Genomic DNA, 16,164 nt, shown 5'->3' on the forward strand with positions numbered 1-16,164 from the left:
TGATTATGAACACAAGAGAAGAATTTAGTTTTTTAAAAGATCCCTGGAAACAACTACAAAAGATAAATAATCAAGTTAATCAATTGATAGATGGTTTTAATACTAATAAACTATATGCAATAAATTATTCAAACCTAAAGAGGAGATATACAGAAGAAATAGAAAACTATAAAAACAATCCAGAATTAATCGATATAGAAGAATTTTCTATGAATTATTCTTTTGGATATCATTGCTATAATAACATTGATGATGTATACAGTAAAGAAGCTATGTACATTGAAGTTAAAAGTTATCTAAGGGCACTAAAAATAAGAACAGCATAGCGCTTCTTAAACATTCTTTTCTTAATCTGTATTCAAAATCAATCAATAATTTATATAACCACCAATCCTTTATCATCATCAATAATTAATACGTTCGAATTTATTTTTCTATAACATACAAGAATTACTATTAGTATAACGGCCACTACCTTCAATCTTAAAAGTGTTTAAAAACACAAACATGCTATCTATAAAAAGTGATTTCTAAAAAAACATAGCCTATTCAATAGAATAATTCCTATATTTCGAACCCTAGAGATTCTTTTACAAATCCTTGAAAAGCATTGCTATACCCGTATTGTCGGGTGAATGTCGGGTGAAATACAAACTAAAAAATTTGAGAACCTATTTCTGAGAACTAATATTGCTGAACAAAATGAAAATTAATCAAATCATGAAACAGCCAGAATTAGGTCAAAAAATTTCTGAACTCAGAAAGTCTAAAGGGCTTACCCAAGAAGAACTGGTAGAACAATGTAATATTAGTGTTCGTACAATCCAGCGTATTGAAGCTGGAGAAGTAACTCCAAGAAGTTATACTATAAAAACTATTTTATCAGCACTGGATTATAACCTCGAAAGAATACAAACAGAAGAATCTCGAGTAACTAAAGAGTTTAAAAAACTATTTCTCCTCGATATAGATGATAGTAAAGAAGTTGGTTTTCTAATCAAACAACTTTCTATCGCATGGATCAGTGGGATCGTATATTTTATTCTTGGATTTGCAGAAATCACTGTAGACTATTACAGATACACCGAAGATCTAATGGTTACAAATAACGTTGTTTATATTGTATTAAAAATAGCCATGCTAGCTTCAGTTATTCTATTTACAAGAGGGTTTATTCTTACCGGAAAAATTTTAAAAAATTACTTATTACGGATTACTGCATTCATTTTTATTTTTATCGGAGTATTATTTTATATCTATGATATTCTATCACTATACATTGTTGATTTTGATTATCAATTCGTTCTTGGAGCCGAAGCAGTAACTTATGGTGTTATTGGGATATTATTTGGAATATCAATATTACGTCTGCATAATGGACTAGGAACACTTGCTACTGTAACCGGTATTTTTGAAATCATTACTTATGGTTTTATGGTTACCATTATTTTATCTCTCGTTGGATTGGTTTTACTTACTCCTACAATAATTCTAGAAATTATCCTACTTTATAAAGTTTCTCAAATGCTAAAAGCAAAGCAAAAAGAACTCACTCTTGATTAATTCTTAAAAATCATTTCTAGAATATCCTACCAATATCATTGAGCTATTTACCAATGACAGGAATTCCTTTGTTTAATTTTAAATCAATATTTAGCATGAAAAAAGTATGTACTATCCTTATTTTGGTTATAATTCTTCCACTACTTTTTTACCTACTAGAGCCAATCTTTACATATAATTTGGGTTGGTCTGCTTTTCCTAAAAACACCAAATTACAACCAGTAGTGCAACATCAAGATTCGGTTTTGAAAAAAGCAGATAGTCTTCTTTTAGATATATTTACTCGTATAAAAACACCTGCAATTTCTGTTGCAGTTGGTAAAAACGGTAAAATAGTTTGGGCTAATGCTATTGGCTATGAGGATATAGAAAAAAACAAAAAAGCGAGCTTAAAAACAAAATTTAGAATTGGTAGTACTTCAAAAGCAGTGACTTCTATTGGATTAGGAGTGCTTCTTCAAAACAAGAAACTCAGTTTTGATTCTAAAGTCAAAGAATTTGTCCCATATGCCAGTAAAACACTTTCAGAAATAACCTTAAGACAACTTGCTTCTCATACTTCGGGAATACGTAATTACGGAATCTGTTCTTGTTTCCCCATTTGGGAATATTACAACAATGATGAGTATGCTACCACCAAAGAAAGTGTTGCTGTGTTTAATAATGATGATTTATTATTCTCCCCGGGTACAGATTTTAGCTATAGTACGTACAACTATACGATGCTTAGTGCAATGATTGAAGGAGCTTCAGAAATGAATTTTCCTGATTTTATGAAAACTTCAATATTCAAACCTCTAGACATAGATATTGCTACTGAACAACAAACTGCTACAATAGAGAACTTATCAAAATTCTATGAAGTTGAAGAAAATCAATACAAAGAAGTATATAAGGTAAACAATAGTAATAAATGGGCTGGTGGTGGATTCTTAGCATCTCCAACAGATCTGGTAACGCTAGGAAACGCTTTTCTAAATCAACAACTCCTAAACAAAAAAACTGTACAATCTCTTACACAACCTGTAACCTTAATCAATGGGCAAATAAATGAGCAGAGTTATGCCATTGGTTGGCGAAGTCATATATCGAAATCAGTTTTTGAAGATAATCATCCTGTTCAGGTTTTTCATCACGCTGGTATGGCAACAGGAGCAACATCAATCTTTGTGTTATTTCCAGAATATAATGCATCAATATCTTTATTAATAAACAAAACCGAACCTCCATCAAATCTTTTTAAATACGTATACGATTTAATACATCTTTTTATCCATAAACCCTAAACATCATGAAAAGTCTAATCTTATCAGCTTTATTACTCATTTTAAGCATTATAAAAGCAATGGTGTAAGCAGCCAATTACAATATATAATAAAGTGAAAAAGGCGAGAATCTTTGGATTCTCGCCTTTACTAATTTTAAATACTCACTATTACTTAAAATTGAATTAATCTCAATACTAACTTATTCTTTCTCTCATACCAGTTTTTTTTATAGCATATTGCTATTTATTAACCTTCTTGGCAGTGTATTGCCCAAACTCCAAGATTTCCACAACAGACAAGATCTTCAATAGGTCCAAAACAAGAAGATGAAATCGCTGCAAGTACCCCTGTAGAAGTATCGCAAGCAGATCCTTCAGAGGGACAAGAGTTATCCCACCCTCTTCCTTTTATTTCTTTTTGAATTTTTCTTTCCAGAATGGTTATCCCTTGCAGTTTTAAAATTGATTGTAACATAATGATATAGTTTTAAGGTGAATAATTAATGATATTGATCAACCTAATATCAACCACATACTATATTTCTGAGTGGTTGTTTTTTTGGTTGGTTTCGAATTTAAGATGCATCAATATCACAAATCGACTTTTTGTATACAATCAAACCTATTGACATCAATTTTGTAATAATTTTCCTTAATACACAACAGGTTATTTTAATAAAATTTAATTTTCCGTATGCCTCCAGTTCCTCCAAATTCTGATATATAAATTGCTGTACGTAATGGATCAGAAGTAATCCCATTAGGGCCATTAAACGATGCTTCTTTAAGCAATCCATCGGTTTGAGCAGCATCTCCGGTACCCGCAAACTCCTCTACTGTACCATCCATAGAAATTTTAAATATTTTATTAACTCCAATACCAGTAGCAAAAATTGAATTTCTAACTACGGTTAGGTAACCAATCCCGAAACCATTAACCACAGCATCGGTAATAGTTGTAATAAGAGATACGTTTCCGTCTGGATCTATAGATAAAATATCTGCCGTAGAAAAATTACCAACAATTAAATTTCCTTTACGATCAAAATCGATCCCTACGCCACCTGCTAATTTAGGGTCTGATGCATACACAGTTACTTCTCCTTCTGCGGTGATTTTATGAACTGTTGGGGTTCCAAAATTTGATACATACAGATTATTATCATGATCCAAAGTTAGTCCAGATGGGAAACCACTAACGCTTGCCAATACTGTTTGTGTTCCGTCTGGTGTAATTTTAAGAATATCTCCTGATCCACCACCACTACTATTAACAACATATAGGTTACCTTGCAGGTCAATTGCATTCCCTAATGGGCCAGTTAAGTTCGATGCAAATTCTGTAACCTCACCATCTTTGGATATTTTAAAAACTCTCGTTCCACTACCATTTGCTCCTGCAAACTGACCAAACTCTGAGACATAAATATTGCCGTATTTATCTACACTAACAGCATCATTACCAAAAAAAGGAGAAACTACAGTTTCTACCTCGAGGTCTGGATCTAATCCATCTCCGTAACAAGAAATTAGTGTGATTGATATTGAGGATAAAACAAAAAGCATTACTGCTTTTATACCAATGTGTTTAATACATGTTTTCATGTTGAATGATTTTTAAGTTTGCACTAAAGTATTTAGGCACTTCATAAAAATCGACGGTTTGGATCAATTCACACTTATTTTAAGCCGCTTTTAATCCTTTAATGTAGTTTCTTGGTGTATCCTTAACCTCTAATTTAAAGGCTTTATTAAAAGTAGATTTCGAATTAAAACCTACTTCCATAGCAATGGCAAGTATAGTATGATGAAGATGTTCGTTATTATCTATCTTCGATAAAAATTCCTGTATCCTAAAATGATTAATATAATCATAAAAGTTACTTTTTGACACATGATTAAGATACCATGAAATATTATGAGTAGAAGTATTTAATCGTAGAGAAAGATCTCGAAGGGTTAAATCAGGTTTTAGAAAAATCTTTTCTTTCTCGATTAGAGTGTTTAATCCTTTTCCTATTAAAATAATCTGATCTTGTGGTAAACGTTGTTGTGATTTTGTTTTTTCTTTTTGAAACGATATTCTAAACAGTTCTGGTTCTTTAAGGCTGTAGTATCCGACTACAAATATGAATATCGAGATTGTACCCCAAACCGAGTTATAATTAATAAATTTTATAGAATAACTAAAAAAGTGCATCGAGGTATAACTGATCATCCAAACTGTGATGACAATTAAGACTGAAATTTGAAAAAACTTCAAAAACGACATCAAACTTTGAGTATAAGAAACATGGTTTTTCTCGTTATGGATATATGTTTTTAAAATTTTCACATTAAGAATCCAATAGTATACATTAGAAACAATCCCGGCTCCTTCAATAATTAAAAAAGGTGTCTTAAAGAACCCTGCTGATAAATGATCCGAAAACTCATTTCCACTAAAAGAAAAAATATAAAACGAAAATAAAAGATGAACACTTACAGGTATATAATGAAACCATGAAAGCATAAATGTGTCGTTTTTAGAAAAGATTAATCGTCTACTGTATATATAACATAGCGGCCCAAATAAGAAAATCACAGAATCTATAAGAATAGCCCATTGAAATAATCTTGCAGTCAAAAATTTAAAAAAAATCATTCTGCCCAAAAGCATAAAAACAGAAAGCATAAGCATAATCGAAAGGATTTTGTTTGCAGCTTTGTTTTTATTTTTAATAACCTGAAGAGTAACTGCTAAAAAAACACCTTGGCTTATGCCAAAAAAAAGTATAAGATCAATGAATTCGAAAGATTGCATTAACAAATGATTACTAGTTACTGCAAAACTATCACATTATCTTATACTTTTCGACCGAATGGATCATATCGTACTTTTAAAAAGAGAATCATCATTAAATATAAAAGATAATACTAAATCGTATTTAGCTTCTTAATATAATTACTTGGTGTATCCTTTATAACTGTTTTAAATGCTTTATTGAAAGTTGACTTAGAGTTAAATCCAGAATCCATTGATAACGCAAGCAGTGTATGATGATGATGTTCACCTTTCTCAATCTTTTCTACAAATGTTTTCACTCTATATGTATTGATATAATCATAAAAACTACTTTTATGAATATTATTAAGAAGCCACGACACATTATTTGTTGATGTATTTAATTGATTCGCCAAATCAACCAGAGTAAGTTTATGATTAAGGTATATTTTTTCTGTTACCATAAGGTTTTCGAGTTTTTGATTTAGATCTTCTATTGCCTGTCCTTCTAATCTTTCTTTATTTCTGGTCAGATTTTTTTTAGATAATGGCATTCTAAAAATTTCGGGTTGCTTTAAGCTATAAAAACCTATAACATAAATAGAGATAGGAATAGAAACCCACACCAAGTTATAATTTATCACCGAAGTATAAACATGTAAAAAATATACCTTACTATAGCTTAGCAACCAAAGTGTCAAAAACAAGAGTACTGTAATCAAAAAGGAATATAAAAATGGTATTAGACTTTGAGAATAGGATAAATTTTTCTTTTCTTCTTTTTGGTAGGTTCTTATTAATTGAAAACAACGATAACAATAATATATATTGAAAAAGATTCCTACCGTTTCCATAATAAAGTAAGGTATTACAAGTATGCCTTGATTAAACAGAAGAAAAAACTCTTCGTACGAATAACTCAATGTCCAAAAGTAATAGCCAATCATACATGCCGCCGGAATGAAATTAGAAAAGTGTAGCTTATAAAGAGGAGTTTCATTAAACACTAATCGTCTGAAGTACAAATAAAATAGTGGTCCAAATACAAATATCAAAGTATCTACAAAGGCCGCAACCCTAAAAAGCCATTCACTATCAGAATATCTAAAATAAAATAATCTACCAGTTAGCATTATAGAGGCTATTAACAAAATTATAGACAATACTTTATTAGCGTCTCTGTTTTTGTTTTGAATAATCTGAATAGTCACAGCTAAAAAAACACCTTGGCTTACTCCTAAAAAAAGTATAAGATCAATGAATTCGAAAGATTGCATACAGAAGCACTTATTTTTTCACACAAAATTATTTTATAATCAAGTATTTTTCGACCTAATGTGTACAATTGCACCATTAAAAATGATAAAAAGCATCTTCTAAATGCTCCATCCTGGTGCCTAATTTATTTTCTATAATAGCCACGATATCAAAACGTACTTCTACATCTAAATCATTATCTGTTATATAATGATCAATGGCCTTGACCAGAGATTGTATTTGTTTAGGTTTTACAAAATCCTGAGGGTTACCAAATTCAGGGGTGCTTCGGGTTTTTACCTCTACTGCTACCACAATATTTTCTTTTCTGGCAATAATATCAACCTCATGTTTCAGATATCGATAATTTCTTTCAAGAATTTTATAGCCTTTCTCGATAAGAAAATCAGTTGCCTTCTTTTCTCCTTTTTTACCAAGAGCATTATGTTCTGCCATACCTATATATATTCTAATCTTACTTGATCCTTATCGACTTGTAAAAAAGCTTCTGCACCCATCATTAAAGTTCTATTATCCTCGACATGTCCCATTGGAAAATTAAACACTACCGGAAAATCATACTCCTGTACTATATCGAGAACAATTCTTTTAGCTTTTTTACCAAAAGAAATATTATTATCATGCATTTTGGTCATTCCTCCAACAATTAATCCAGATAAGTTGTCGAAAAATCCATTACGTCTAAGGTTTTGCAACATACGATCAATATGATAAAGATACTCATCCAGATCTTCTATACATAAAATTTTACCAGAAGTATTTATAGAGGACGCAGAACCACATAGAGAATATAAAATCGATAAATTACCCCCTATTAACTGTCCTCTACAGCTTCCCAAAATATTTTTTTTAGAAGAAGGAATATTATAGTTAACTTTTTTACCAAAAACAGTATCTTTTAACGAATCAATCGATGCTTCTGTTCCTTTATGGATATCTATTGGCATAGGTGCATGTAATGAGCATACACCAAGTTTATGTAGATGAGAGTGAAGCACGGTAACATCAGAATATCCTATCACCCATTTTGGGTATTTTAGTATATTAGAAAAATCAATCTTATCAATAATCCTTACAGTTCCATATCCTCCTCTTGCACACCATATCGCTTTGATTTCCTTATCATCTAACATCTTTTGAAAATCGGATGCTCGTTCCTGATCTGATCCTGCAAATTGATTTTCTTCTTTTCCAACCGTTGAACCAATTACAGGAACCAATCCCCATTTTTCTAATAGTGCTACTGCTTCTCTTATTTCCTTTAAACTAATCTTTCTCGCTGTAGAAACAATAGCAATTTTATCTCCTTTTTTAACAAAATCTGGTTCTAATATTTTCACTCTCGAGTTTATTTTTTTTAATAGTAGTGCAATAGATTTATTATGATAAAAAACATTCGTTTTCTCGACAACAACAACTTCTTACAAGGCTCTTTTCTTGTTTTTTTTTCAATTTTGAGATACTAATTAACAAATACTTTCGTTATAATCTATTATATTGTAAGGAATTTTGTCCCCGTTACTCTACTTTTAAACCCTATTGCCTATGATGTCGGATACTTCATGTAATCTTGCTTCCCTAGCAGAATATGTGCCTTCTCCGGGTAACCCCTGGAACGTAAGCAAAATAAATCATTTGTATCGTAGAATTGCTTTTGGAGCATCAAAAGCAGAGGTTCTGGCTGCTTTGGCTCAAAACAATCCTTCTGCATTGGTTGATCAGCTTATTGATGATGCTATTGCTCTAAATGCCACTCCCCCTCCAGCTTGGGGTTTATGGAATAGAGATCAATTTGAAGCTGCAGAGACAGCTAACCCCAATAACGATGTAGGTTTTTATCGAACCCAAGGGAAAAATCAAATGATAAATGATTTGATTCAAAATAAAGTAAGAGAACGTCTTACCTTATTTTGGAGTAATCATTTTGTCACCGAAGATGATACCTATCGTAGCCCCGCATATCAATCTCAGTATTACAATCTTCTTCAAATACACGCTTTGGGGAATTTTAGAGATTTTGTATACGATATAGGTATATCAAATGCCATGTTGGTATATCTTAATGGTGATGAAAATATAAGAGATAGACCCAATGAAAATTATGCCCGTGAGTTGTATGAACTTTTTACTCTTGGTGTAGACAATGGGTATACAGAAGATGATATCCAGGAAACGGCAAAAGCATTAACAGGATACGTTAATACAAATGATATCCCCTGGGGTGATATTCTGTTTGACCCGGCACAGTTTAGCAATGAATCTAAAACTATTTTCGGTCAGACCGGAAACTGGACTTATGACGATGTTGTTAATATTTTGTTTCAGCAAAGAAGCAATCAAGTGGCAACTTTTATTTGCGCAAAATTATATACCTATTTTGTAAGCCCTACCTGTAATGATGCTATTGTTGCCCAAATGGCACAAACTTTTATTACAAGTGGTTATCAGGTGGCAGCTGTACTACGCCAGTTATTTAAAAGTGAACATTTTTTTAATATAGAAGCTATAGGGGCAGTTATCAAAAGCCCTTGTGATTTAAACATAAGTTTTTTTAATGAATTAGGATTTGCACTCCCTGCAGATGTAGATCATATCGATTTTTACCGAAATACAGTACGCACATTGGGGCAAGATGTATTAAACCCAATAGATGTTGAAGGCTGGCAAGGTGATGACGACTGGATTAGCCCCGATTTATTGATCGGTCGCTGGGAAAGTATTCGATATATTGTAAGTCGAACATGGAGCCAAAATCAGGAACAATTTAGAGATTTTTTAGTAGGAATGCCAATTGGCGAACAAAGCGATGGAAATCTATTAGTATCTACTGCAGATGTTGATCTTGTGGTAAGAACTATTCTAAATTATTTCTTTCCAAGAGGGATTAATGATCTCATTACTTTTGGTGAAGCTTTAGGAGCTTTCAAAATTGATGGTATCCCAGACAATTACTATGAAGATGGTACATGGACTTTAGGTTTTCCTCAAGTACCTCAGCAATTTGCTGCTTTACTAAATTACATTGCAGAAATCCCAGAATTCCAACTTAAATAAAAATCTTATGTGCGAAACTAATCACTCCAAGAATATAAAAAAAGACGGGTCTTGTAATACCGAAGACCATATAAAATGGAACAGAAGATCTTTCCTTCAGGCACTAGGTCTTGTTGGCGGAGGATCTATGATGTTAGCCAACACATCGCTTTCGGTTTCTCGACCTTCTCCATTGTCAATAGCCCTTAGTCAGGCACCAAACGAAAACATTCTAATCCTTGTTAGGCTACAGGGAGGTAATGATGGTTTTAATACCATTATCCCTGTTTATGATTATGATATTTATGCCAATGCTAGGCCTCTTATAAAAATCCCCCCAAGTGAATTTATTACACTTGATGATGATTATGCCATGCCAAAACCAATGAATAAGCTAGAAAGTGTGTGGGGCGATGGCCAAATGAGAGTTGTTCATGGTGTTGGATACGAAGATTCATCTTTATCTCATTTTAGAGGTTCTGATATCTATGCCAATACTAACTTAGAAGAAGAAGACAGAACTGGTTTTATGGGAAGATATTTTCAGGAAATTTACCCCGATTATATTTTTAACCCACCTGCCAGCCCTCCTTCTATACAGATAGGGAGTATCGGGAACTTAATTTTTAAAGGACCAGAAAATGATTTCTCTTTTGCCGTTTCTGATCCAAGAAGGTTATTGCAAATTGCAGAAAATGGGACATCCTATAGCTTAGATGGTCTAGGGGATTGTACCTATGACGATAGAGTACGACATCTTAGAGAAGTTACAAATACTACATTTACCTATGCCGATGTAATTAGTTCTGCTTATGAAAGATCTACCGATTTTGGAGGATATCTTGATGATAGCCTGGGTAGACAATTAAGTATCATTGCAAGATTAATTAAAGGAAACCTGGGAACCAAAGTATATTTAGTGACTTTAGGAGGGTTCGATACTCATAACAATCAAATACAAAGACACCAGGAGCTTCTTAATTCATTTTCTGAAGCGATAAGTAATTTCTATAAAGATCTAACTGCAGCAGGGTGGGATGACAAAGTACTTACTATGACCATGTCTGAATTTGGTAGGCGATTTAGAGAAAATGGATCTTTGGGAACAGATCATGGTACTGCAGCACCAACTATGTTTTTTGGCTCTGCTCTTAACGGAAGTGGTTTTGCCGGAGAACATCCGGATTTATCTAACTTAACCCGAGGAGGTAATGTATTTAATACAACCGATTTCAGGCAAGTATATGCTACCGTAATGAAAGATTGGTTATGTATTGATGAAAACACTGTAGGAAGAGTCCTTCTGGGTAGTTCTTTTGAGTCCTTAGATTTAGGATTCAATTGCTCGGGTATTAATCCTAATATCCCTATTGATGGAGAAGGAATTACCCATATCGTTACCTATAGTGATAGTCAGACCTATATAAATATTGCAAATCCCGAAACTACACATGTAGATATTGCGCTTTATAACGTGGTAGGACAAAAAGTAGCTACCTTAAGAAACGAAGTGTTAACAGAAGGAGAACATGTTATCGATGTAAAACAATCTGCAAATACAAGATTAAGTACTGGTCCTTATGTATATCAGATTCAGACCAATAATGGTAATTATAGTAAATCAATTTTGATTTCATAAAATAGATGAACACATCCCTGCATTCGTTCAAAATAATTGAATGATGCAGGGTTATATTTTGCAAGTGTTTTTATTACCTTTGTGCCTTATTTTTTAGCATTATGAGCACGACGGGAAGATATACAATTACAGCAGCTTTACCATATACCAATGGTCCTATTCATATAGGTCATCTGGCGGGGGTTTATATCCCTGCAGATATTTACTCACGTTTCCTTAGAATGACTGGCAATGATGTTGCTTTTATTTGTGGTAGTGATGAACATGGGGCTGCTATCCCAATGCGTGCAAGAAAAGAAGGAGTTTCTCCACAAGTAATTATTGATAAGTATCATACCATCATAAAAAAGTCTTTTGAAGATTTCGGAATTTTATTTGATAATTACTCAAGAACCTCTGCTCCTATTCATCATGAAACCGCTTCAGAGTTTTTTAAGAAACTATATGATGATGGTAAGTTTATAGAAGAAACATCAGAGCAACTATATGATCCAGAGGCTGATCAATTCCTGGCAGATCGGTTTGTAGTAGGTACTTGCCCTAAGTGTGGTCATGAAGAAGCGTATGGAGATCAATGCGAAAATTGTGGTAGTTCTCTTAATGCAACAGATCTAATCAATCCTAAATCAACAATTTCTGGTGCACAGCCTATCCTAAAACAAACCAAACACTGGTTTTTACCATTAGATCAATATGAGAGTTTTCTAAGAGAATGGGTTCTCGATGGGCATAAAAAAGATTGGAAAACCAATGTATATGGCCAAATCAAGTCCTGGGTAGATGATGGATTACGACCTCGTGCAGTAACACGGGATTTGGATTGGGGAATTCCTGTTCCGGTAGCTGGTGCAGAAGGAAAAGTACTATATGTTTGGTTTGATGCTCCTATTGGATATATTTCTTCTACCAAAGAATGGGCCGAACGAGAAGGAAAAGACTGGAAACCTTACTGGAAAGATAAGAATACGAAATTAGTTCACTTTATAGGAAAAGATAATATAGTTTTTCACTGTATTATTTTCCCGAGTATGCTCAAAGCCGAAGGAAGTTATATACTACCCGAAAATGTCCCTGCTAATGAGTTTTTAAATCTTGAAGGTAATAAACTTTCGACATCAAAAAACTGGGCAGTCTGGCTACATGAATATCTTGATGAATTTCCTGATCAACAGGACGTATTGCGATATGCATTAACTGCCAATGCTCCCGAAACTAAAGATAATGATTTTACCTGGAAAGACTTTCAGGCACGAAATAACAATGAATTGGTTGCCATATTCGGAAACTTTATCAATAGAGTAGTCGTATTAACCAATAAATATTATGGTGGCGTGGTACCTTCACCAGGTACTTTTTCTGAAGTTGATGAGCAAACCTTAGCAGAGCTTAAAGCCTATCCTGCGGTTATCGCAAGTTCTATAGAACGATATCGATTTAGAGAAGCCAGCCAGGAATTGCTAAATGTTGCTCGATTAGGGAATAAATACCTGGCAGATGAGGAACCCTGGAAATTGATTAAAACAGACGAAGAGCGTACTAAAACTATAATGTATGTTGCATTGCAAATTGCTTCAGCATTAGCAATAGTATCAGAGCCATTTTTACCATTTACTTCAGGGAAATTAAAATCCATTCTCAGCTTTTCGAAACTCGATCAGCAAACTACATGGAATGAAATTGCAACAAAAGAGGTACTTCTTCCGGCAGGACATCAAATCGAAAAAGGAGAATTGCTGTTCTCTAAAATCGAAGATACTGAAATCCAAAAACAATTAGATAAACTGGAAGCAACCAAAAAAGCTAACGAGGCTGAAAACAAGGTAGTAGAACCACAAAAAGATACAGCGACTTTTGATGATTTTACCAAATTAGATATTCGTGTGGGAACTATCATCGAAGCCGAGAAGATGCCCAAAGCCAAAAAGCTTTTGGTACTTAAAGTAGATACAGGAATTAATACCAGAACGATCGTTTCAGGTATTGCCGAACACTTTTCTCCAGAAGAAATCGTAGGTAAAAAGGTAACTGTATTGGTTAATCTTTCTCCAAGAGCATTACGAGGTGTAGAAAGTGAAGGAATGATCCTAATGACCGAAACACCTGAAGGAAAGCTGGTATTCCTAAATCCTGATGAGGATGGAGTGAATCCCGGGGCGGTAATTAGTTAGGTCATATGCTCAAAATAGCATATCACCCGATCTATACGCATCCTTTGCCAGAAAAACATCGGTTCCCGATGATTAAATATGAGCTATTGCCTAAACAATTGCTTTATGAGGGAACGTGCAAAGAAGAAAATTTCTTTGAACCCGAAATTCCGGATCCACAACCTATCCTGGCGGTTCATACAAAAGGTTACTATCAAAGTCTTATCGAATTATCGTTAGGCTCTAAAGCAGCCAGAAAAATCGGTTTTCCGCTATCAAAAGAGCTGATCGATCGTGAGGTAATTATTGCTGATGGTACTATCAAAGCTTCACAATATGCCATGCAATACGGTATCGCTATGAATATAGCTGGTGGTACTCATCATGCCTATACAGATCGTGGTGAAGCATTTTGTTTATTAAATGATCAAGCAATTGGAGCACGATATCTTTTACAACATGGTTTAGCAAAAAAAGTTTTGATCGTAGATCTTGATGTACACCAAGGTAACGGAACTGCACAAATATTCGAAAATGATGAGAGTGTATTTACCTTCTCGATGCACGGAGCAAACAATTATCCTTTCAAAAAAGAAAAATCAGATCTGGATATCGAACTTCTTAATCAAACTGAAGATGAGGAATACCTAAGAATTCTAAAAGAAACGCTCCCCCAGCTCATTGAAGACCAAAAACCAGATTTTATGTATTATTTGAGTGGTGTAGATATCTTATCCACCGATAAATTAGGGAAATTAGGATGCTCGCTAGCAGGTTGTGCAGAACGAGATCGATTTGTACTTCAAACCTGTAAAGATCTCAATATCCCAGTTATGTGCTCTATGGGTGGTGGTTATTCTCCAGATATAAAGACTATTATAGAAGCACACTCTAACACTTACAGATTAGCGCAAGATATTTTCTTTTGATATTTGGCATTAATCATTTGTAAACGGATATTTATTGTATCTTCATATCAAATTATATTCTTATGCAAAAAGAATGCCCGGTATGTGGTGATAAAATTGTTGGTCGAGCAGATAAAAAGTTCTGTGGTGATTACTGTCGTAATGCATATAATAATCAACTTAATAAAGACAGTAAAAACCTAATCCGTAATATCAACAATCTATTACGTAAAAACTATCGCATTCTCGAAGAATTAAATCCAAAAGATAAAACTAAAACCACCAAAACAAAACTTATGGCTAAAGGGTTTGATTTTCAGCATTTCACAAGTATCTATGTTACCAAAACCGGAAACACTTATTATTTTGTGTATGATCAGGGATATCTTCCATTAGAAAATGATTTTTATGCAATTGTAAAAAGAAATTAAATAATCCTATTCTCTGGCTAAAAATAATTATCATCATAATAAAATGGCAAAAATACTTCCCGAGATAAGTTCAGAATTAAAAGATTTTATAGCAAAACAAAAAGTTTTCTTTGTAGGAACAGCAGCCAATGAAGGACGGGTTAATATTTCTCCTAAAGGAATGGATACCTTTCGGGTTATTGGACCAAACAAAATTGTCTGGTTAAATCTTACAGGAAGTGGAAATGAAACTGCTGCTCACGTAATAAAAAATAATAGAATGACCATTCTATTTTGTGCTTTTGAAGGAAAACCCTTAATCTTAAGATTTTACGGAACTGCGAATATATTTCATAAACAAGATGAAACCTATCATGATTATATTCATTTATTTCCTAAGATCGTGGGTTCAAGACAAATTATTGAAATGAACGTAGATATGGTACAAACCTCTTGCGGATATGCGGTTCCGTTTATGGATTTTAAAGAAGAAAGGACACAGTTAAAATCCTGGTCCGAAAAACAGGGAGAAGAACGACTAGAGAATTATCGAAAAGAAAAGAATGCGCTTAGTATAGATGGTTTCGAAACCAGAATAACAGGATCTGATAAGAAATAAAGGTGTTATTAAATCTGTTATTCTTAGCTTCTACTATGTTTGATTACCGATTTCTCCAATTTTGACTATTCATTTTTAACGCTGCTTTCATTACATCTTTCTGGCTAATTTGCCCAACTAACTTACCATCTTCCAAAATAGGAAAGCGTCTTCTTTTGGTTTGCAAAAACTTATTAGCTGCATCAAAAATATTAAGATTTCCATCTATTGTTTCTACATCTTTAGCCATAAAATTTTCTACTCTGGCATCTTCAATAGGCATGTTATAATATCGGCTTTCATTTAATTGTTTAATGCAATCGCCTTCAGAAATAACACCTAACAATTGATTATTATCATCAACTACTGGTCCTCCCGATATTTTATGCTTTACTAATGTCTCGATAACCTCCATAACTGGTTGACCAGGACTAAATGTAATCAAATCTCTTGTCATATAATCAGAGACTTTTATTAGTGTCTCATCTTGCTTCTTCGTCTTAGAGCGAGCTCCTTGAAAACTGATTATTCCCATAATATCTAGTGATTTAGTGAAT

The 16,164-nt window shown here is 33.4% G+C and carries 16 protein-coding genes; 9 read left to right on the forward strand and 7 right to left on the reverse strand.

The window, feature by feature from the left end; translation table 11 throughout:
• The first annotated feature begins 5 nt into the window (after positions 1–5).
• The 3 genes from ATO12_RS21305 to ATO12_RS21315 all read left to right on the forward strand — a co-directional run bounded on the left by ATO12_RS21305 (position 6) and on the right by ATO12_RS21315 (position 2,849).
• Positions 6–326 (forward strand): hypothetical protein, encoded by a 321-nt coding sequence (locus tag ATO12_RS21305; protein WP_034246435.1) that lies wholly within the window; start codon positions 6–8, stop codon positions 324–326.
• 376 nt (positions 327–702) lie between these two features.
• Positions 703–1,563, forward strand: coding sequence for a helix-turn-helix domain-containing protein (locus ATO12_RS21310; RefSeq protein WP_051576007.1), 861 nt, complete (start codon positions 703–705; stop codon positions 1,561–1,563).
• A gap of 95 nt (positions 1,564–1,658) precedes the next feature.
• Positions 1,659–2,849, forward strand: a complete 1,191-nt coding sequence (locus ATO12_RS21315; protein WP_034246438.1) for a serine hydrolase domain-containing protein — start codon at positions 1,659–1,661, stop codon at positions 2,847–2,849.
• A 228-nt stretch (positions 2,850–3,077) separates the two neighbouring features.
• Here the strand turns inward: ATO12_RS21315 and ATO12_RS21320 are convergent, their stop codons facing one another.
• The 6 genes from ATO12_RS21320 to ATO12_RS21345 form a co-directional block, all read right to left on the reverse strand.
• The gene (locus ATO12_RS21320) at positions 3,078–3,305 is read right to left on the reverse strand and encodes a hypothetical protein (RefSeq protein WP_034246440.1); all 228 of its coding nucleotides are present in this window, start codon (positions 3,303–3,305) and stop codon (positions 3,078–3,080) included.
• A 197-nt stretch (positions 3,306–3,502) separates the two neighbouring features.
• Positions 3,503–4,435 carry a virginiamycin B lyase family protein gene (locus tag ATO12_RS21325; RefSeq protein WP_034246443.1) on the reverse strand — a complete coding sequence of 311 codons (933 nt, stop codon included), beginning with the start codon at positions 4,433–4,435 and terminating at the stop codon, positions 3,503–3,505.
• A gap of 79 nt (positions 4,436–4,514) precedes the next feature.
• On the reverse strand, positions 4,515–5,633 hold the full coding sequence (locus ATO12_RS21330; RefSeq protein WP_034246446.1) for a helix-turn-helix domain-containing protein: 1,119 nt from the start codon (positions 5,631–5,633) through the stop codon (positions 4,515–4,517).
• Between the two features lie 113 nt (positions 5,634–5,746).
• Positions 5,747–6,871, reverse strand: coding sequence for a helix-turn-helix domain-containing protein (locus tag ATO12_RS21335; protein WP_034246448.1), 1,125 nt, complete (start codon positions 6,869–6,871; stop codon positions 5,747–5,749).
• Between the two features lie 76 nt (positions 6,872–6,947).
• On the reverse strand, positions 6,948–7,307 hold the full coding sequence (locus tag ATO12_RS21340; RefSeq protein ID WP_034246451.1) for a YraN family protein: 360 nt from the start codon (positions 7,305–7,307) through the stop codon (positions 6,948–6,950).
• A 2-nt stretch (positions 7,308–7,309) separates the two neighbouring features.
• On the reverse strand, positions 7,310–8,206 hold the full coding sequence (locus tag ATO12_RS21345; RefSeq protein ID WP_034246673.1) for a S66 peptidase family protein: 897 nt from the start codon (positions 8,204–8,206) through the stop codon (positions 7,310–7,312).
• Between the two features lie 211 nt (positions 8,207–8,417).
• Here ATO12_RS21345 and ATO12_RS21350 point away from each other — a divergent pair, with 211 nt between their 5' ends.
• From ATO12_RS21350 to ATO12_RS21375, 6 genes are all read left to right on the forward strand, one after another.
• Positions 8,418–9,926, forward strand: a complete 1,509-nt coding sequence (locus ATO12_RS21350) for a DUF1800 domain-containing protein (RefSeq protein ID WP_034246453.1) — start codon at positions 8,418–8,420, stop codon at positions 9,924–9,926.
• Between the two features lie 7 nt (positions 9,927–9,933).
• Entirely contained in the window at positions 9,934–11,544 is a 1,611-nt protein-coding gene (locus tag ATO12_RS21355; protein WP_034246455.1) for a DUF1501 domain-containing protein, read from the forward strand.
• Positions 11,545–11,645: 101 nt separating this feature from the next.
• A complete protein-coding gene (gene metG, locus ATO12_RS21360; RefSeq protein WP_034246458.1) occupies positions 11,646–13,712 on the forward strand; it encodes a methionine--tRNA ligase in 2,067 nt (688 codons plus the stop codon).
• 5 nt (positions 13,713–13,717) lie between these two features.
• On the forward strand, positions 13,718–14,620 hold the full coding sequence (locus tag ATO12_RS21365; protein ID WP_034246461.1) for a histone deacetylase family protein: 903 nt from the start codon (positions 13,718–13,720) through the stop codon (positions 14,618–14,620).
• Between the two features lie 62 nt (positions 14,621–14,682).
• Positions 14,683–15,030: a hypothetical protein gene (locus tag ATO12_RS21370; protein WP_034246464.1), complete on the forward strand. Its 348-nt coding sequence runs from the start codon at positions 14,683–14,685 to the stop codon at positions 15,028–15,030.
• Positions 15,031–15,073: 43 nt separating this feature from the next.
• Positions 15,074–15,628, forward strand: coding sequence for a pyridoxamine 5'-phosphate oxidase family protein (locus ATO12_RS21375; RefSeq protein ID WP_034246467.1), 555 nt, complete (start codon positions 15,074–15,076; stop codon positions 15,626–15,628).
• A 43-nt stretch (positions 15,629–15,671) separates the two neighbouring features.
• Here the strand turns inward: ATO12_RS21375 and ATO12_RS21380 are convergent, their stop codons facing one another.
• Positions 15,672–16,142, reverse strand: coding sequence for a CBS domain-containing protein (locus tag ATO12_RS21380; protein ID WP_034246469.1), 471 nt, complete (start codon positions 16,140–16,142; stop codon positions 15,672–15,674).
• Positions 16,143–16,164: the final 22 nt, after the last annotated feature.

It is taken from the genome of Aquimarina atlantica (assembly GCF_000626715.1).
In the GTDB taxonomy this organism is placed as follows: domain Bacteria; phylum Bacteroidota; class Bacteroidia; order Flavobacteriales; family Flavobacteriaceae; genus Aquimarina; species Aquimarina atlantica.